18 protein-coding genes are annotated in these 19,544 nt (G+C 40.4%); 4 read left to right on the top strand and 14 right to left on the bottom strand.

Features of this window, described 5'->3' with window-relative positions:
- The first annotated feature begins 966 nt into the window (after positions 1 to 966).
- The gene (rocD, locus tag FNN09_RS15835) at positions 967 to 2,193 is read left to right on the top strand and encodes an ornithine--oxo-acid transaminase (protein WP_299801586.1); all 1,227 of its coding nucleotides are present in this window, start codon (positions 967 to 969) and stop codon (positions 2,191 to 2,193) included.
- Between the two features lie 627 nt (positions 2,194 to 2,820).
- On the opposite strand, the gene cobA is transcribed toward rocD, so the two are convergent.
- The 11 genes from cobA to FNN09_RS15890 form a co-directional block, all read right to left on the bottom strand.
- Entirely contained in the window at positions 2,821 to 4,536 is a 1,716-nt protein-coding gene (cobA, locus tag FNN09_RS15840) for a uroporphyrinogen-III C-methyltransferase (protein ID WP_143303358.1), read from the bottom strand.
- A gap of 176 nt (positions 4,537 to 4,712) precedes the next feature.
- Positions 4,713 to 5,213, bottom strand: coding sequence for a bifunctional precorrin-2 dehydrogenase/sirohydrochlorin ferrochelatase (locus FNN09_RS15845; RefSeq protein ID WP_143303359.1), 501 nt, complete (start codon positions 5,211 to 5,213; stop codon positions 4,713 to 4,715).
- Positions 5,214 to 5,677: 464 nt separating this feature from the next.
- On the bottom strand, positions 5,678 to 5,905 hold the full coding sequence (locus tag FNN09_RS15850) for a DUF2061 domain-containing protein (RefSeq protein WP_143303361.1): 228 nt from the start codon (positions 5,903 to 5,905) through the stop codon (positions 5,678 to 5,680).
- Positions 5,906 to 5,911: 6 nt separating this feature from the next.
- On the bottom strand, positions 5,912 to 7,630 hold the full coding sequence (locus FNN09_RS15855) for an NADPH-dependent assimilatory sulfite reductase hemoprotein subunit (protein WP_143303363.1): 1,719 nt from the start codon (positions 7,628 to 7,630) through the stop codon (positions 5,912 to 5,914).
- Between the two features lie 418 nt (positions 7,631 to 8,048).
- Positions 8,049 to 9,845 (bottom strand): sulfite reductase flavoprotein subunit alpha, encoded by a 1,797-nt coding sequence (locus FNN09_RS15860; RefSeq protein WP_143303365.1) that lies wholly within the window; start codon positions 9,843 to 9,845, stop codon positions 8,049 to 8,051.
- Between the two features lie 248 nt (positions 9,846 to 10,093).
- A complete protein-coding gene (cysK, locus tag FNN09_RS15865; protein WP_143303367.1) occupies positions 10,094 to 11,017 on the bottom strand; it encodes a cysteine synthase A in 924 nt (307 codons plus the stop codon).
- Between the two features lie 10 nt (positions 11,018 to 11,027).
- Positions 11,028 to 11,447: an Rrf2 family transcriptional regulator gene (locus FNN09_RS15870; RefSeq protein ID WP_143303369.1), complete on the bottom strand. Its 420-nt coding sequence runs from the start codon at positions 11,445 to 11,447 to the stop codon at positions 11,028 to 11,030.
- Between the two features lie 337 nt (positions 11,448 to 11,784).
- Entirely contained in the window at positions 11,785 to 12,945 is a 1,161-nt protein-coding gene (locus tag FNN09_RS15875; RefSeq protein ID WP_143303370.1) for a BamA/TamA family outer membrane protein, read from the bottom strand.
- A 3-nt stretch (positions 12,946 to 12,948) separates the two neighbouring features.
- Positions 12,949 to 14,190, bottom strand: coding sequence for an aminotransferase class V-fold PLP-dependent enzyme (locus FNN09_RS15880; protein ID WP_143303372.1), 1,242 nt, complete (start codon positions 14,188 to 14,190; stop codon positions 12,949 to 12,951).
- A 55-nt stretch (positions 14,191 to 14,245) separates the two neighbouring features.
- Positions 14,246 to 14,668 (bottom strand): cytochrome c, encoded by a 423-nt coding sequence (locus FNN09_RS15885; RefSeq protein WP_143303374.1) that lies wholly within the window; start codon positions 14,666 to 14,668, stop codon positions 14,246 to 14,248.
- A 25-nt stretch (positions 14,669 to 14,693) separates the two neighbouring features.
- Complete coding sequence (locus tag FNN09_RS15890; RefSeq protein WP_143303376.1) at positions 14,694 to 15,170, bottom strand: DUF302 domain-containing protein; 477 nt, start codon at positions 15,168 to 15,170, stop codon at positions 14,694 to 14,696.
- A gap of 143 nt (positions 15,171 to 15,313) precedes the next feature.
- Between FNN09_RS15890 and FNN09_RS15895 the strand changes: the two genes are divergently transcribed.
- The 3 genes from FNN09_RS15895 (at position 15,314) to FNN09_RS15905 (ending at position 17,300) form a co-directional block, all read left to right on the top strand.
- A complete protein-coding gene (locus tag FNN09_RS15895) occupies positions 15,314 to 15,862 on the top strand; it encodes a plasmid pRiA4b ORF-3 family protein (RefSeq protein ID WP_143303377.1) in 549 nt (182 codons plus the stop codon).
- Between the two features lie 8 nt (positions 15,863 to 15,870).
- Positions 15,871 to 16,779, top strand: coding sequence for a tRNA (adenosine(37)-N6)-dimethylallyltransferase MiaA (miaA, locus tag FNN09_RS15900; protein WP_185969038.1), 909 nt, complete (start codon positions 15,871 to 15,873; stop codon positions 16,777 to 16,779).
- Between the two features lie 71 nt (positions 16,780 to 16,850).
- Positions 16,851 to 17,300 (top strand): NUDIX hydrolase, encoded by a 450-nt coding sequence (locus FNN09_RS15905; RefSeq protein WP_143303379.1) that lies wholly within the window; start codon positions 16,851 to 16,853, stop codon positions 17,298 to 17,300.
- On the opposite strand, the gene FNN09_RS15910 is transcribed toward FNN09_RS15905, so the two are convergent.
- The 3 genes from FNN09_RS15910 to FNN09_RS15920 are packed head-to-tail and all read right to left on the bottom strand — an operon-like array spanning position 17,290 to position 19,507.
- Positions 17,290 to 18,009: a bifunctional 2-polyprenyl-6-hydroxyphenol methylase/3-demethylubiquinol 3-O-methyltransferase UbiG gene (locus FNN09_RS15910; protein ID WP_143303381.1), complete on the bottom strand. Its 720-nt coding sequence runs from the start codon at positions 18,007 to 18,009 to the stop codon at positions 17,290 to 17,292. The genes FNN09_RS15905 and FNN09_RS15910 overlap by 11 nt on opposite strands.
- A complete protein-coding gene (locus tag FNN09_RS15915) occupies positions 18,009 to 18,959 on the bottom strand; it encodes a glycosyltransferase family 2 protein (protein WP_143303383.1) in 951 nt (316 codons plus the stop codon). The genes FNN09_RS15910 and FNN09_RS15915 overlap by 1 nt, the downstream gene beginning before the upstream one ends.
- A 2-nt stretch (positions 18,960 to 18,961) precedes the next feature.
- Entirely contained in the window at positions 18,962 to 19,507 is a 546-nt protein-coding gene (locus tag FNN09_RS15920) for a DUF4199 domain-containing protein (RefSeq protein ID WP_143303385.1), read from the bottom strand.
- Positions 19,508 to 19,544 lie beyond the last annotated feature (37 nt).

Below are 19,544 nucleotides of genomic sequence, written 5' to 3' on the forward strand. Positions count from 1 at the left end.
CTTTCGTTTATTATCGGCATTAACAATTGCAATTTCAAAGTTTCATTTAAAGCTCACTTTAAAATGCTATTGGTACAATTTGTAACGATAGGAAGCAATGAAACACCCTGTTTTGTGAGATGGTTTTCCTTTCTTTTGCATCGCCCAAAAGAAACAAAACGCTAGTCCCATTGATGCTACCACCCGCTCTAATGATTAATCAATTTCACCATCAAAGTAAGTCAAGCCCCTTTGATGTTCAATTAAATTAATCATTATTCACGCCTTCGCAAGCCCGCCAATGGAACAGGCCACCGCATATTCGAAATTGCATTTCGAGTGGGGCAAGGAGGATAGCCAAACGGGAAGGGTAAAAAACTAATTAATCGATTAAATAATGCCGATTACGAATCAAAACGATTGATAAAAAATCAATCTGTGATTCTGTTTTCGGCATTAACCCATGATATAATGAGCCAGCAGAGTTTATTCATCATGCCGAACTACCCCCCCCAATCGAAACAAGGTTTCGAACGATTGAAAGCCAAGGATAAGAGTGGATATTGCGCAATTGGAACGAAGTGGAAATCGTGAAGACCTACAAAAACTTACTCATCTGAATCAATTGCAAGGCGATAGCCTTTAGCATGAAGCAATAAATCCATCTCTGGTGCGTAGCAATCACCTCTTTCAATCAGGTTTTGCATCCTTTTTTAAAAAGGATGTGTCAGCCCGGCACTAGGGCAGTGAATGATACCGATTGTTCAATTAAATGAGCCTTATCTCAAACTGTGTTTGACTTAGTCTCTCCATTGATGCATCGGCATTTACCATTGCAATTTCAAAGTTTCACTTAAAGCTCACTTTAAAATGCTATTGGTATAACAATGATAAAACTCATATTTTCGGCATATCTTTTTCCCAATTAATCTTCTATTTTTGCTTGCATACCAAATAAAAACAATAGTAACCTATAATTTCTGTATTATGACCAATAAGAAGATGACACCTGCAGATTACATAGCACGTGAAGACAAGTACGGAGCACATAATTACCACCCACTACCAGTAGTTCTTGAAAAAGGAGAAGGTATTTACGTATGGGATGTTGAAGGTAAAAAATACTTCGATTTCCTTTCGGCCTATTCTGCCGTTAACCAAGGACACTGTCACCCACGCATTATTAATGCACTAACCGAGCAAGCTAAAGAATTAACTTTAACATCTCGTGCTTTCTATAGCAGTGTATTAGGTGAGTTTGAAGAGTACATGACTAAGTATTTTGGTTTTGACAAAGTGTTACCAATGAACACAGGTGCCGAGGCTGATGAAACAGCTCTTAAGCTTTGTCGTCGTTGGGGATATGATGTAAAAGGTATTCCTGAAAACGAAGCGAAGATTATTGTATGTGCCGAGAACTTCCACGGACGTACCATTACCATCATTTCTATGTCTACCGATCCTGATTCGTATAAAGGATTTGGACCATTTACACCTGGCTTTGTTACGGTACCTTACAACGATTTAGATGCTTTAGCTAAAGAGTTGGAAGACCCTAATGTAGCTGGTTTCCTTGTTGAGCCTATTCAGGGCGAGGCTGGTGTATACGTACCAGATGCTGGATACTTGAAAAAGGCTTCTGAAATGTGCAAAGAAAAGAACGTACTTTTTATTGCTGATGAGGTACAAACTGGTATTGCACGTACAGGTAAGTTGTTAGCTTGTGATCACGAAGATGTTAAGCCAGATATCTTAATCTTAGGTAAAGCCATCTCGGGTGGTGTATTCCCAGTATCGGCAGTATTGGCTAACGACGATGTGATGTTGGTAATTAAGCCAGGTGAGCACGGATCAACATACGGTGGTAACCCACTGGGTTGTAAAGTTGCCATGGCTGCTTTGGATGTAATCAAAGACGAAAACTTAGCTGACAACTCAGAGCGTTTAGGTAAAATCTTCCGCGAAGAGATGTTGAGCATTGATTCGGATATGATTGAACTAGTGCGGGGTAAAGGTTTATTAAATGCCGTAGCCATCAAGCCTAAAAATGGAAAAACTGCATGGGATGTGTGTGTGGCCATGAAAGAAAATGGTTTAATAGCTAAACCAACTCATGAACACATTATTCGTTTTGCTCCTCCATTGGTAATTAACGAAGAGCAGTTACGCGAGGCCATTGCTATTATTAAAAAGACAATTGCTCAGTTCGCTTAATTCGCTTTCTGATATAAAATAAAAAAGGCGGAAATTCCATAGAGGTTTTTCCGCCTTTTTGCATTAATACCACAACAAAAGCCCTGAAAGGGCAATGCGTAGTAGCAAAGGCCTGTGTGAAAATCCAAACATCATAATGAGGGTTGTAGGTCCGATGCATACAAATAATATCAAGCAAATTTATCCTGTGTCGACCCTTCAGGCCTTTAAAGAACTGCACATTTTGAATAGACCTGCGGCCTATCCTGATACGTGACGGCCTGTCGGGCCTGATTTATTGAAATTATAAGAAGAGTTAACCTGTACCTTACATCGAACTCATATCAATTAAAGTTAAACTGTTTATATGTAGGTTTTCTAAACTAGGTATTATTTTAGGTGTAGTACATTATGGCCTGAAAGGGCAATGCGTAGTAGCACAGTCCGAAGGTCTGTGTAAAAATCCATACATCATCATGAGGGCTGTAGGCCCGATGCATACAAATAATATCAAGCAAATTTATCCTATTTCTTCAGGGAAATTGCTATTAAAACAAATTACACCACCCCGCCTGTCGGCACCCCTCTCATCCTTGGCAAGGAGGAGTACCACGAAGTGGGGAGGTGGTTAAAATACTGACTAAGGATCTAATCAATCACCTCAGCCGTTCCACACAAATCACTCACAATGTTTTTCATTTGAAATTGCTCAATGTACTTATTGAGTACCTCGCGTGTTAAACCGCCCCTCACTTTAATATGGAGATGATGCGGTAAACTGACATAGTGCTTAAAAAAATGATGTACCGCCTTTGGCGATGTAAACACCACACCGTAAAAATCCTTTAAATTATGCTGCACTGCATTTGCAGGTAACGAAGTTCTATACAACTTTAACTCATGCACATGATTACCCAGTTCGCCCAGGGCCTTGGGCAAATAGCTTAAACCATCCTTAGCACAAGGAATTAAAATGGTGCTCTGACGCACCCCTTTATTTTCAAGGGACCGCTTTAAGCCTAGAGCCGAATTATCCGTCGATTCTGGTAGTATGCTTAACCCGTATTGACGCAAAGCCTTGCTAGTAGAAACTCCGATTGAACTCAGCTCAATATCGGCCAGAGCACGCACGTCGAGCTGGCAATTAAAAAGCGCATTAAAAAACTGGTGCACAGCAAAGGGCGTAGCAAACACAATGTGACTAAAGGCCTTAATATTTTTGAGTAAATCTTTCTGCTCCTGATTCAATTCCAGAGCCTCAAGCTCAAGCAAAGGATTGTGTACCACCTGCCCCTCTTCTTTAAAGTATTTTAAATCGATGCCAGTATACAGCCACTTTTTATTGAGGGCATTGGGACTTACATGTGCTGTTTGTCCAACTATTAGCAAGGCAGGTGCGGGCAACACCTCATCTGTTTGTAACAATTCAATAAGTGTGTAACGCTTGGCCTGTTTTGTATCCAGTGAAGCATTTCGAACACAAGCAACAGGTGTATTACCTGCCCATCCACTATCGAGCAAGCGTTGTGCCCACTTTTTTTGTTGCGATGCTCCCATGTAAAACACCAAGGTGTCGGCTTGGGGCAATTTATTGTAAATGGCATCGTGCCCCAAGGTAAAAGCTACCGATGTACTTGTACCACGCGATGTAAGCGGTACGGCAAAATCAGATGCCGCAGCCAAAGCAGAAGTAATACCTGGCACTAATTGAACCTGCACCATACGTTGCTTCAGGTAGTGGTATTCCTCGGCACCACGACCAAAAATAAGCGGATCGCCCCCCTTTAATCGCAATACATTTTTACCCTCCAAAGCCGCCTCGAACAGTAGTTTATTAATATCCTCTTGCTTGGCACTATGCTTTCCCTTTCGCTTACCAACGTATACCAACTCCTTATTGTAGGCCTTTAAATACTTATCGTCCAATAAATCATCGTAATAAATAACATCGGCAGCCTCAATCAACCTTTGTGTTTTAATGGTTAGTAACTCAGGGTTACCTGGTCCAAAACCAGCAATATGAACCTGACCATATTGTGATTGCAAATCGCCACTTATCGCTTTTAAAGCTACAGGCAATTGATTGCTTAAAGCAACTACCAAATAAGGGCGATAAACCTCTTCAGCATTTGGAAAAACAGCTAAAATATTCAAGCGCTCATTCAATGGGTATTCCAGCATATCGTGAGGAACAATGGCAATATCAACTCCCTGAACCAGTTGCTCCATAAGATGACTGGTGGCAAGTACTTGTTGCTGCTTGTTATACGACCAATTCAGGTGCGTATGATTAGGCACTGCCTGTGTAAGCGCATTGAACAATTTGGTATTTAGGGGCGCGTATGAAAGGATGTGAATATTCATGGGTAGACATTTATGAAGTTGAGTTATAACATTTACTAATCAAAATGCGTCTTTAGTGCGTTTCATTTCTAAAGCCACATTGATTATGTTACGGTATTATACCAGCGCATTATGAAATACAAGTGGTATTAAAATGGTCTTGATTAGTTTTTTCGCTTAAGGAGCGCTGAAATCTATCACACGTTTTTGTGAAACTCCTCTCGGTATTCGTTCTTGGTTTTGGTTTGGAGCAACAGCTCCTCCTCCATTAATTCGCGTATACTGTTACGCCATTTTATGGTAGCATATACATTTTCGCCATTGGAGCTTACAGCCACTGTCATTGGGCCACTCTTTGTAATGGCTGGCGACACAAAATCGCAATTATCAGGCACATCAACAACATTAACAAGACACCTGTACAAACGTCCATCTTTACGAACCTGGGTATTAAAATCGTTGCTTTCGGTGGCCGCATACACCAAGAGGTGCCCCTCTAAATCAGCGGCTTCGTAATCCTTTCGAAGCACTTCAATAAAACCTCTATCGGTAATTTCGGGCAGCACATCTTTAGCTATTACTTTAATCTTGCGAGTAAAGCGTTCAAGCGATTCGATTTTATGAATAGCCAGTTTACCACCACCAATAATTAAAATGGTTTCATGCTCAATATCTATGCTTATTGGAAGAAAATTCATAGTAGCTGTTTTTAGTCAGTTAGCACTAATAAAATTTAAACACTGAGACGCGGAGTCACAGAGGTTTCTTAAAAAAATTGTTCTCAAGGATGTTTTTAGTAAAACATGCTATACTTCTTGTTCTATCTCGGCCTCAGCCAGTGAACCAAAAAACAGGATTGAAATGACGGTTAAAAATTGTTTTTTTGTTTGAGACTTTTGCTGGAACAAAAAAGTCGAGTTTAAAACAATTTCAGTCATGAAACCTAGTTTTTTGTGAGAAATGGGTGCAGCCGACGGGCTTTTTGCCAACTTTTTTGACTGTAGAATTGGAGTGCAACGTAAATCATGAACTCCAAATAAAACTAACAAAATAGTGAACTAAAAAAGTTGGAGCCATCGCGGCTTGAGCGAAAAAGCAATTAAGAAAACATTGGTTTGTTAAAAACTAACGCTCTCAAAAATGCTTAACACTCATTAAGTATCTATATCTGATAATCAGGTTCTATCTTCTCCTGACCAATCTTTACTTTATTCCATACGCGCTCGTGCAGGTAATACAGTAGCAACTTGGTAAATACCTCTACCACACTTATGGAGGCCGCTACACCTATTTCTCCAGTTACGAGGTAAGACACTAAAAAAGTATCTATAGTACCTGTTACCCGCCACGATATGGTTTTGATAATGCTTCGATATCTTTTATCCCTCATGTGAAGTTATTTTACGGATGTAACACTTTGTGCGGCTTGCACAATACCCTGTCGCACTACAAAATCACCAAAACGCTCTCCCTTGCTACGCTCTTGGGCATATTGCTCAAACAGTGGTGCCAAAAGCGTTAATATCTCCTCTTCAGATACCATTTCTTTATAAAGGGTATTGATTCTATCGCCCGAGAAGCCAGCTCCCAGGTATAAGTTATACTTACCCATGGCACGCCCTACCAATCCAATCTCTCCCAGGAAAGGTCGTCCACAGCCATTAGGGCAACCTGTCATACGAATCAATATATCGTCCTGCTCCAGCTTATTCTCTTTTAAGAGCACTTCTAACTTTTCTATCAGGCTTGGCAAATAACGCTCCGCCTCGGCAAAAGCCATGGTGCAGGTGTTAAGGGCCACACAAGCTATGGCATGCTTTCTTAAGCCCGATAACTGCTGGGCATCGCCTGCCGAATATCGACTAAGGATATTTTGAATCTTTATTTTATCACGGGCAGACACATATCCCAACACAAGCCCCTGATTACCTGTCAATCGAAAATCACACACATCCAATGCGGCCACTTCCTTAAGGGCATCTTTTAACTTAAGCGATTCGGTATTTTGTATGCGACCATGCTCAATAAACAAACCCAAAAACCACTTACCGTTGGCCGCTTTTTTCCAGCCAAATACATCGCCATTGGATTTAAACTCATACGGCTTGCTTGCCTCCAGGTCAAAGCCCAAACGAAACTGAAGCAAATCAACAAATTGTTGCGAGCCAATGCGGTCAAGCGTATATTTCAAGCGTGCCTGCTTTCTGTTTTCGCGGTTACCAAAGTCGCGCTGAATCTTTACTATTTCCTCAACCACATCCAAGGCCTTGTCTTTCGTAACAAAACCAATCACATCGGCCAATCGGGCATAGGTCTCGGGCATGCCATAGGTTTTACCCATGCCTCCACCAACAGCAACATTGTAACCAATCAGTTCATCCTTTTCTACAATGGCTATTAAACCAATATCATTAGCAAACACATCGGTATCGTTGTAGGGCGGCACAGCTATGGCAATTTTAAACTTACGGGGCAAGTAGGTTTTTCCATAAATCGGCTCTTCATCCTGACCTTGCTCCGAAATCAGTTTCTTATTCAGCCAAATCTCGTGGTAAGCAGTTGTTTTCGGCAATAAATGATCGCTGATACTCTGGGCAAAAGATGCTAACTCACCTACCACAGGCGATAAAGCCTCATTGGAGGTACTCATCACATTACGATTCACATCTCCACAGGCAGCAATGCTATCCAAAAGGCTATCGTTGATGCCTTTCATGGTTTGTTGCAGGTTCTTTTTTACAATACCATGTAACTGAAAGGCCTGCCTGGTTGTTAACTTCATGGTTTCGTTGCCATAGGTGTCGGCCAGTTTATCAAATGCTAACCATTGTTGAGCAGTAGCCACCCCAGCAGGCACTCGTGCCCTAATCATAAAGCTATAAAGCGGTTCTAGCTTCTGTCGCTTTCGCTCATCATCCAGGTCTCTATCTGTTTGCTGATAGCTACCATGAAATTTAATCAACTGTGTATCATCAGGCGCGATAGCTCCCGTGATCGTATCAGCCAGGCTTTCCTTCAGGCTTCCGCGTAAGTAATCACTCTTCGTTTTAATTATTTCTACCTCCGACGCTTTCCACTCTTGCGGCTGTGGCAGGTTATTTATCTTTTCACTCATAGGATTTGTTTTAGTTCAATTGTGTTCTACTTTACTTTGGCGCTTCGCCCAAACCTTATTTTTAAAACTGAAACATTTTAGAATACTCAATTCTTAAATGTTCCGATGTTCTTGATGACAAAAACTAAGGAAAAAGCATCAAGGCTACTTTTAAAAGAGGCCACAACAATAAAAAGTTATATCAGGTCCACTACTAGGCTTCCGATTCGATACTTTTTTTTCATTACAAGAAGCAAATCATCTGTAACTATTACAAGGAATTCACTTTTAAGCATTTTAACCACCTCCCCACTTCGTGGCACTCCTCCTTGGCAAGGAGGAGAGGGATAAAAAACCGTCCCCTCATGAATTTTAGGAGGGGTGCCGACAGGCGGGGTGGTCTAATTAGTTTTAAAAGCAATTTCCCTTGTTACAATTATCAATACACGTCCTCTTGATAGCGGCCACTTTTTCGAAGAGCGCGTAGGCGCTTTTCTGCTTCCTCGGCACTCAGCGATTCTTTTTGACTGATAATGGTAATAAAGGCCTGTAGTACATCTTTGGCCATTTTTTGTCGGTCGCCACACACATAAATATGAGCGCCACTGCTCAACCAATCGTACACCTCGTCTGCCTTTTGTAAGAGGCGATGCTGAACATATATTTTTTCTTCCTGATCACGCGAAAAAGCTACATCAATCTTGGTCAATTCATTTTTCTGTCGGTGCTTTAGCCATTCCGACTGGTACAGAAAATCGGTTTCAAAATGCTGATCGCCAAAAAATAACCACGTACGCCCTGTGCTATCACGCTCTGCTCGCTCTTGTACAAAAGAGCGAAATGGAGCCACACCAGTGCCTGCACCAATTAATATGATGTCTTTCTTATCTTCTGGTAAACGAAAACCATCATTGCTCTTAATGGCTACAGCTACTTTATCGCCAACATTTAAACGATCAATCAAATAAGTAGAGCACACCCCTTCGTGCTGACGCTCATTTTTTTGGTAACGCACAGCGCCTACCGTCAAATGAACCTCATCGCCCACATCAGCTTGCGACGACGCAATGGAATAGGCACGCGGTGGCAATGTTCTTAAGGTGTCGCCCAGCTCTTGCGCAGTAATATTAAACGTATACTCCGATACGAGATCCAATAGATCACTTCCATCGAGAAATCTATCCAATTCATCTTTATTGTCCAATAAACGGTTCAGGTCTGGCTCGGTAACAAAAGACGATAGCTTGGTTATGACTGGGCGTGTTACCACAGTAATTTCTTTGTGATGTAGTAATAGTTCATTCAAACTAACTGTTTCACCCTGATGTGTAACTTCCTCGTTGGCCTGCAAGCCTATTTTTGAAATAACCTGCTCAACCAAGTGGGCATTATTAACCGCATACACTTCCAAGGAATCGCCTGGCTGGTATTCAAAACCTGAACCCTCTAGATCCAACTCCAAGTGATAGGTTTCTTTTTCAGAACCTCGTCCGTTGAGTTTTACTTTATCAATTACTTCTGCTTCAAAAAGACCATTGCTATCGCTCAGCAATGTTGTTTCCGTTGAAGCTTGACTCTGCTTGGTTGAGCCCTCTTTAAAAACACCCTTTAATAACTCTGGAACAACTGTTGGCAATTGCTGCTTAAAATCCACATCTAAGAGATAAGGCTCGGCAATGGCATTAGCTCCATGCGTTTTAAGGCGGTCGTGAAAATCAATACCTGTTTGGCAAAAATATTGATAACTACTATCGCCCAAAGCTATTATCGCGTAATTAAGCTGTGACAAATCACCTACGCGCTTGGTTCCTAAAAAGCGGTACAACTCCTCTGCCTCGGCAGGAGGCTCTCCCTCACCATGGGTAGAAACAATAAAGAGTACGTTTTCTTCCTTCTTAATTTGCTTCGGCTTATACTCAGCCATATTCAGCACTTCCACTCGCTGATGATTCGCTTGCGCCTGTTCATTTATAATTTTTGCAATAATTTTTCCATTTCCAGAATGGGAACCCACTAAAACTTTTAGTACCTGCGTGGCATTTGAAGCTGAAGCAGCCTCCATATCACTAACGGCACCTTGTTGGCTTAGTCCATTAGTTGTTGAGGTATTTAAACCAACTCCTGAAAGATATCCTCCCAGCCATAATAGCTGTTCTTTAGATAGTTGAGAGACTAAACCATTGGCTTCATCCAATAATTTAGCTGGTAATATACCAGTATTTATAGGTTGTGACATTTTATATCGTATTAAGGGAATACAACACCTAGCGACAAAAGCCGCTTGATAATAAATAATGTAAGGAGGTATTGCCTGATGAGTTATCGGGCAAAGAAATTAATTAGGCCCGGCAGGGCATTCGATGAAAAACGAAAAGATATGAATAGTAGAATAGATGCATAATCAATATCGCTTGAGGTTTGTGAAGTAAGGAAAGTAGCTAAGCTACCTTCCCTTTAACTTCAATCACTATTATAACTGCTTTATTAATCTATATTAAAACTACTAAGGTAACGCTCACCTGTATCTGGTAATACCACTACAACTCGCTTCCCTGCATTTTCAGGTCTTTTGGCCACTTCAATGGCGGCATATAAAGCTGCTCCTGATGAGTAACCACATAAAATACCGTCTTGCGTGGCTGCTTTATTGGCGGTGTCAACAGCTGCTTCGTTGGAAACCTTAACTACTTCGTCAAACACATCGGTATTTAATACATTGGGAACAAATCCAGCTCCAATACCCTGTATTTTATGAGGCCCTGGTTGACCACCAGATAATACCGGAGAAGCTTCAGGCTCAACCGCCACCACTTTGATAGCAGGATTCTTCTCCTTAAGCACCTCTCCTACACCTGTGATAGTACCTCCAGTTCCAATACCAGCAACTAATATATCTACTTTACCATCGGTATCTTCCCAAATTTCCTGAGCCGTTGTGGCACGATGCACAGCTGGGTTAGATGCATTATTAAACTGCTGTGGCACAAAAGCCTTCGGTAACTCTGAAGCTATCTGATCAGCCCTTTCAATGGCACCTTTCATTCCTTTTTCGGCAGGTGTTAACACTAGTTCTGCACCAAATTTCACTAAAAGCTTACGGCGCTCAATGCTCATACTCTCAGGCATTGTTAAAATAATGCGGTAACCTTTAACTGCTGCTACAAAGGCTAAACCAACTCCTGTATTTCCGCTTGTAGGCTCCACAATAACTGTATCTGCATCCAGTTGTCCGTTTTTCTCAGCATCGCTAATCATTGCGTTAGCTATACGATCTTTCACCGAACTTGCAGGGTTAAAAAATTCTAATTTCGCTACTACTTCAGCTTCGGCACCTTCAGCCAGTCTGTTTACTTTTACTAGAGGTGTTCTTCCGATTAGTTCTGTTACATTTTGTGCAATCTTACTCATGGTCTATGGTTTATATGTAATACATTATTCGTTCATTTTCATCAGCGTAATAGTTACGTAGTTTCTCCAGGTTAGTGCGTCGCAATAAGCGTCCATAATCATTTCGTACACTTAATAAGAATCGTCCCACGGCTCGCTCGGTGTTACTTCCTTCCGTCCCTATTTCCTTGTCTATTTTTTCATCCAAAACAAGAACCACATCAAAAAGAGTAATTTCTTTTAATGATTTAGAAAGGCTATAACCACCTCCAGCACCTCTTCGAACATCCACTAAGCCGTTTTTCCGAAGAGCTACAGCAATCGCTTCTAAGAACTTAACTGAAATATTTTCACGTTCAGCTATTTCTGCAACTCCCAAGTGGCTGCCTTCTGCAACTCCTGATAGAGTTAATAAGAATCGTAAGCCGTAATGTACTTTCTTTGGAAACATATTCAACTATTTTGCTTTTTCTGTTAGCAAATATGAAGCACTTTAGCTGCGTGACAAAAAGTTTTCAATAAATTAATTCCTACTATTATTAAAGGAATTGACCACACACACTTACTATCAATTACTTAACTGCAGAATTTATTTTCCTACAAAAAGCATTACTCCTACTATTTTAATATCCTTTTAAGAAGCACTTCAGTAGGATTAATTAAAATGAGCAAAAGACATCAGGGAATAACACAAATATCTCTACCAATGCCCCTTATGCAAATGCCACTACAAATGAAATTGAATAAGCCACACAAATTAGTAGAAAGAAGTAATTATCTAGGAAATATTAAAAAGCTTCGCGTATAGTGAAATAAACACCATTGTCGCCATGGTTAGAAATACCAAAGTCAATTCTGAAGTTAAGGCCTTCATCTGGCAGAACCTTAAAACGGGCACCAGCACCAGCTACCACATGTAAATCGGAAAAAGGAGATTGAAAAAAATCAGGAGATACTTTACCCGTACCAGCAAAAGCAACAGCACCAATACGCCACCATATATGCCTACGCCACTCTGCCTGAGCAAACCACGAGTGTTTATCCATGTAGCGATAAGGGTGCGCTATCCCTCGCAGCATTCGTTTTCCACCTATGGATGACAGCTTGTAAAATGGCACATCTCCCACCCTGGCGTTTACTACCGCCTGAAAACCAAGTATTGATTTATCTTCATTAAGAGAGATGAATTTGCGGGCATCTAAACTAGCACTTCCAAATTGATAATCGCTACCCATGAAAGAATCATAGGCTGCAGCCGAAAAAATAACGAACCATCCTTTGGTCGGATACAACTGATCGTCACGATTATCGAAAGCCATACCTGGCCCAATACCATTAACCCAACCACCAGCATAACCTAATACAGATGGATTTAACAAATCGCCTTCAAAATTAGAAAACTCATCGTAATTAATATCGAATCGCAAACCAATAAACCAACTATCGTTAATCCCCTTTAACACATCGCTACTAAAGGCAAAGCGATTAATATCAAACTGTGAAAATGGCGGTTCTTTTTGCTGATTGCCAATACCGTAAAACTCATCGGGCAAATACAGGTATTGAAACTTAGAGATAAACATCCAACGATTGGAAGTAAAAGCCAGCACATCGAACTCTACTTCATACATACCTTTGGTGGCGATGGTAATGGATGGCGCAATGGTGGTTGGTCTATAAAAACGATTTTCATCGATGTTTTTAGGCTTAATTCTCCAAACTGGCATCACCCCTATTTCAAAACCAGTACGTGGCGAATAACCAGCCATAGGATATAATGATATAGTGCTACGCCCTTTTTCGATCGTGACTAAATCAATTACATCCTCAACCAGCACAGCCGCTTTTTCAACAAAGGTATTATCTGTCGTATCTGAAACAGCTGGCTCTTGTGCATGCAGTGGAGCAATACAAGCCAAACACAAAACGATAAAAAGAATTTTCTGCATAAATTAAAATTGCAAGGCTTGTGTAAAATCCTCAATTAAATCTTCCACATCCTCAATACCAACCGATAAACGCATCATGGTCGGACGCACATCCATCGCTTGCTTTTCTTCGCTAGAAAATTCGGCATATATAGTCGATTCAGGATGAATGATTAAGGTTTTATTATCGTTTAAGTTGGTAGCCTTACGCATTACTTGCAGGCGATTATAAAACTTAAAACACGCCTCCTTTGACTCCAAATCAAATGTCATAACAGCACCAGGCTTACCTAAGAACTGTTTTTGCGCTAAATCATATCCCTTATTCCCAACAATGCCTGGGTAATTATATGATTTAATTTGCGGATGCCCCTCTAAAAACTCGCCTAAACGCAAGCAGTTATCAACACAACGCTCAATACGCAATGGCATAATATCCAAACCCAAGTTCATAAAGTGAGCAGTATGCGCCGTCATCGTACCGCCCAAGTGCCTGAACACTTCCTTACGTATACGAGCAACAAGTGCATCTTTACCATACTTATCATGCCAACTCTCTAAGGATGGATTTTTGGCATAATCAAATAAGCCATTATCAACTACAACACCACCAAAAGCAGCCGCACCTCCTGATATAAACTTGGTAGTCGACATTACTTCCACATCAACACCAAACTGTTTCGATTGAAAAACATAAGGAGGCGTAATGGTACTATCGCAAACAACGGCCACACCTTTTGCTTGAGCCAATTGACTTAAAGCATGAAGGTCAACAATCTCCAATTGCGGATTGGTTATGGTTTCAAAAAAGTAAACTCGTGTTTTTTCATCCGTCGCTTTTTCTACGGCAGAAATGTCTGTCATATCAACAAATCGCACCTCCAAACCCAAAGATGGCAGTGTTTGTTTGAGTAAAGCATACGAATGCCCAAATAACTGATTTGAAGTGACTATGTTTGCCCCTGGCTCAACCATACTAATAAGCACATTGGAAATAGCAGCCATACCGGAAGCCAAGGCCACTACAGCATGTGCCTCTGTAACGGCTTTCATCTTCTTTTCAAAGTACTCAACTGTAGGGTTTGATGTACGAGAATAGGCATGTGCCACTTTTTTCCCTGCAAAGGTTTCAGCAATATCTTCGGCGCTCTCAAATTCGTAAGCCACCCCATCGTACACAGGCATGTGTAAGGCATTATAAGCATCTCCTTTGGGGAATTTTGCATGCAGAGAGCGGGTTATAAAGCCCTGTTTATTCTTCTTCATTTATGGTATATTTTGGTTTTGCGCGGTAAAATTAATTAAATATTCAGCTTAACTACTATCGCAAAGCTTTTACCTCACTAGGTGTAATTTCCTCACCCGAATTACCAAATCCAACTCTCAAGTAATTAAGAACTGAGGCGATATCTTTGTCTGAAATGTTTTTATAACCAGCCATCACTCCATTATAAACTATGCCATCCACCTCAATTTCTCCACTCATTCCGTGTAATACAATATTAATCAGAGCTTCTTTTTCGCCCGAGATAACTTTATTCTTGGCTAAGGGTGGGTACATCTTTGGAATACCGCCAGCATCTTTCTGATGACACGACATACAATGCCTTGTATAAATAATTTTACCAGGATGCTCGGCATCTGCTACAACAACAGGATTATTAACCTTTGTTTTTTTACTACCTGAAGAGCCACAGCTCATCAATACCATTGCCATAACAATAAATACAATTCCTATACGCATGCTTTACCTTTTTTATTAACTTATATTACTTAACAATAACAGTTTCAATAATTTGTTCACTCTCTCCACCGGCAACATCCATCGCCTGTTCAATAACGCCTCCAAACAAACGTCCCATTTTAATGCTATTCAAACGCGACACATACACCTTTCCGTCGCTCTTTTCATAAACCGATATTCGACAAGGCATCATTGTAGAAGCTATTCGCTCATCATCTTTCGATAGAATTAGCTGTGCCACATCTGGCTTACAAACCTCCATCACTTTCACCTTTTTAACATCGTAATCAAACTTAGCCATGGTCGCTTGCAAATCATGTACATGAGGTGTTTTCCAACCACTCGCATCAATCGCTTGTTGCAATCGATTAAGTGTCTCTTCAAAAGAATACATACTCTCACTCTCAACAATCATTATTTTAGATGCTCTTTGCTTAACGATAACAATTGCAACAAAGGCTCCAATTAAAATACCCACAATAATTAAAACTATACGTTCCATTTTAAAATGTTTTTAAGTTACGCGTTATAAACAATCCTAATCAAACCAATGTTTAAACCTTTTCAGATATTAAACGTATTACATGCGTGTAATTTTTCATACTTTTGCCGCCCCCAACCCGAGAAACCAACAAAACGCGCAAAATGATTATTTATCTTAGGATATTATCCAACGAGGCTGATGGCTTTGTGCAGGAAATAGCAATTGACGACACACTGACTTTTGCCGATTTACACAAGTGCATACAACAGCAACTCAGTTACGATGCCTCACAAATGGCTTCCTTTTTTACAACGGATAGCGAGTGGAACAAAGAAATGGAGATTACATTGTTTGACATGGCAGATGGAGGCTCAGAACTACTAAAAGTAATGAGCGAAACAATGTTAAGCGACTATCTATATGAAACGGGGCAACGCATGCTTTATGTTTTTGACTTCTTTTCGGAGCGAGCCTTTTTTATGGAAATAATACAAGTAGCCAAAGGCAATCTTGAAAATCCCAATTGCTACAGAAGCGAAGGAGAAGCGCCTAAACAAATAATGATTGGCGACTTGTCGGGCAATAGTAAAAAGGCATCGCTGCACCAATTTGAAGATGAATTTGATGGCTCACTTGACTCGATGAAGTTTGATGAACTTGAAGATTTAGAAAACGACATTAATCTTGACGACTTAGCCGACCTCTATTAACAAACACAATGATCAACACCTTAATTGTATTAATTGGCCCTACTGGCATAGGCAAAACCGAACTAGGTCTGCAGCTTGCCAAGCAGTTTAACTGCGAAATTATATCGTCGGACAGCAGACAGATTTTTAAGGAATTACAGATAGGTACTGCGGCACCAACTCCAGAACAGCTGTCGGTGGTAAAACACCACATGGTGGGCACACATTCAGTGAATGACTATTACAACGCCTACGAATTTGAGCAAGATGTTCTTAAACTTCTGCAAGAGCGCTTTCAGCAGCATCCCAACATGCTAATGACAGGTGGCTCCATGATGTATGTAGATGCCGTTTGCAAGGGCATTGATGAATTACCCACCATAGATGCCGAAGTGCGCCAACACGTAATGGATTTGCACGAAAAAGAAGGTTTGGAAGCCGTGCGTGGTCAACTAAAAATGCTAGACCCTGTTTTTTACGATCAGGTAGATCTAAAAAATCACAAGCGCGTAATGCACGCCCTTGAAGTTTGCCTGATGACAGGCAAACCCTATAGCTCCTTACGTAAAAACACCGATCAAAAAAGACCTTTTAGGATGATTAAAATAGGTTTGGACATGGATCGGGAAACATTATACCAACGCATTAACAAACGGGTAGACATGATGGTGGAAGAAGGCTTATTTGATGAAGCCAGTCAGTTTTACCACCTAAAAAATACCAATGCGCTCAACACGGTTGGATACAAAGAAATATTCGGTCATTGGGATGGCGAATACGACGCCGACACGGCCATTGAATTAATTAAGCGAAACTCTCGTCGCTATGCCAAAAGACAATTATCGTGGTTTAGGCGTGATAAAGAAATAAGTTGGTTTCATCCGCAAAGTAAAAATGAAATCATTAACTTCGTTAATCAACAACTAGAATTAGTTTAACCCACCGGGTCTGTAGCAAATCCTTGCTCGCGGTTTACAAACTTAAAAGGCCCGGTGCTTTTTCTCTCTCCATGAATCAAACCAGCGCATTTAATCTTCGTGTATACGGCATCCTGCAAAATGAAAAAGAAGAAATATTAGTGACTAATGAGTATCGAATGAATAGATACATGACAAAGTTCCCTGGGGGCGGACTTGAATATGGGGAGGGAACGATTGACTGTCTTAAGCGAGAATTTCGAGAAGAGCTAGGTATCGACATTTCAATTAAAAGTCACTTCTACACCACGGATTACTACCAGAAAGCTCAGTTTTTCGAGAACATGCAGCTCATTAGCATTTATTACATCGTGAATTTCAATAACTATGCATCAATAGTCACAAAAGAGAAAGTTAATAACATACCTAAAACAGAAGGGGCACAAGCATTCAGATGGATTGACATGAGCGACTTGAATGAAGAGGATTTTACATTCCCCATCGACAGAAAAGTTGTTCAGATGCTAAAAGCTACTTTGTAGCTTCAACGACTAAATGAAATGAAGAGCTAGACCATGGAGATTGGTCAAAACCTCCGTAGTACTTAATATCACTAAAATACTTTTCCAATATCACAACCAATTGCTCTTTAGTTAGCATCAACAATGGCACATTATTTTCAATAGTGGCAGTTGGGGTACTTAAAATAGTGGCAAAGTCAACCTTGCCATCTGAACGACGTACATAATTGCGAACAAAGCTATAATCGTCTGTTTTAATGGTCGGTAAGCAATCTATCTCATTATTTATTATTCTATCGTAATTAACTATCTGAAGCAAGAACTTACCACCATCTTTTAAACGATCGACCACTTTTTTAATTACCGTTTCAACTTCCTTATTCGACTTTAAATGAACCAGCGTATTGCCATAACAAAGAACAGTATCGAAATCCAACGAAAGGAAAAGCTCATCAACCAAACACATATCACCTTGCATAAACTGAAGATCTAATGCTTGAGGACGCTTTTCTTCGGCCACCCTTACCATATCAGCATTAAAGTCGAAACTACGCACTTTTGCACTTCGGCGGGCAATAGCTATGGACAAAGCCCCAGTGCCACAGCCCATATCAAGCACACACTTATCATGAAGCGACGCGCCACAGCAAAGCTCAGTAAACGCCAATTGCTTTTCATTGTATGGAAAAAGCGCATCGTAAGCGTTAATTATTTCACTATAAAATGCCATTAATCAATAGTTTCAGATATGTGATAACGATTACGTTCAGAACCGCTCCTTGAAACCAATTCGGCTAAGAAACCTGCCAGAAAAAGTTGCGTTCCAATTACCATGCTTACCAAAGCAATATAAAAATACGGACTATCGGTTACCAAACGAGCCTGCACATTATGGTATACATACCACAACTTACTCATACCTAACCACAAGGCCGACAGAAATCCAACTACAAACATTAGTGTACCTAAAGCTCCAAATAAATGCATTGGTCGCTTACCAAACTTGGAAATAAAAGTAACTGACAGCAGGTCTAAAAAACCTTTTATGGTTCGCTCAATACCAAATTTTGAAACACCATACTTACGCTCCTGATGCTGCACCACTTTTTCTCCAATCTTTTCAAAGCCAGCCTGCTTAGCTATGAGCGGAATGTAACGGTGCATTTCGCCATACACCTCTATGTTTTTAATCACATCTTTACGGTAAGCCTTTAAACCACAATTAAAATCGTGCAGTTTAATTCCAGAAACCATACGAACTGTGCGGTTAAACAACTTACTAGGAAGTGTTTTACCGATTGGGTCAAAGCGTTTCTTTTTCCAACCGCTTACAATGTCATAACCTCCCTCATGAATCATTTTCACAAGCTCAGGAATCTCTTCCGGACTATCTTGCAAGTCGGCATCCATGGTAATAACAACATTACCCTCGGCAGCTTCAAAACCACAATATAATCCAGCAGATTTTCCGTAGTTACGTCTAAATCGTATCCCTTTTACATTAACAGAGTGTTCTCTTAACTCTTGAATAACTCGCCAGGAGTCATCACTACTTCCATCGTCAACAAAAACAACCTCATAAGACCAATTCAGCGGGTTTACAACCCGCTGAATCCATGCATATAATTCTTTTATTGACTCGTCCTCGTTGTATAAAGGAACTACAATTGATAAGTCCATAATTAAGCCTCTTCCATAATTTCTGAGCGATCAAACATCGCTGGTTCTTTTTTAAAGATTGCTGCTAAAATAAGTGAAATAATAGTTCCCATAAGGGCACTTCCAAAAACACCCATTAACAATAGAGCAGTTGGAGAGGTAAACATACGCACCATTTTTTCAACCATCTCCATTTGTTCTTCTGGCGTTCCTTTTGCCATTGCATCCTCCAAAGCTTTATTCACTATTTGATCAATTAAAGCTGGATCGATGTATTTCATCAAAATAAAAGTAAAAACAGTAGAAATGACACCACCAACTACGGCTGTTAGAATGCCTAATCCTAAACCTTGACTATAACGCAAGACTCCGCCATTAACTTTATCGCGATAATTGATCATGGCATAAGACATAATGCCAATAAAAATAATGTAACTCAGCCAGCTTGCGGCCTGATTCCCTGTTAAGCCAGCTAAATAGATAATTAATGAATACACAACCAACGCCAGACCAAGAAATAAGCCATAGTTTAAAGCGCTTTTGCCAATTGAAGGGTTTTGATTTTCCATGATTTAGTTTTTAAGTTATCTCAACGAAAATACAAAT

This window comes from Carboxylicivirga sp. M1479 (assembly GCF_007097485.1).
Classification (GTDB): domain Bacteria; phylum Bacteroidota; class Bacteroidia; order Bacteroidales; family Marinilabiliaceae; genus Carboxylicivirga.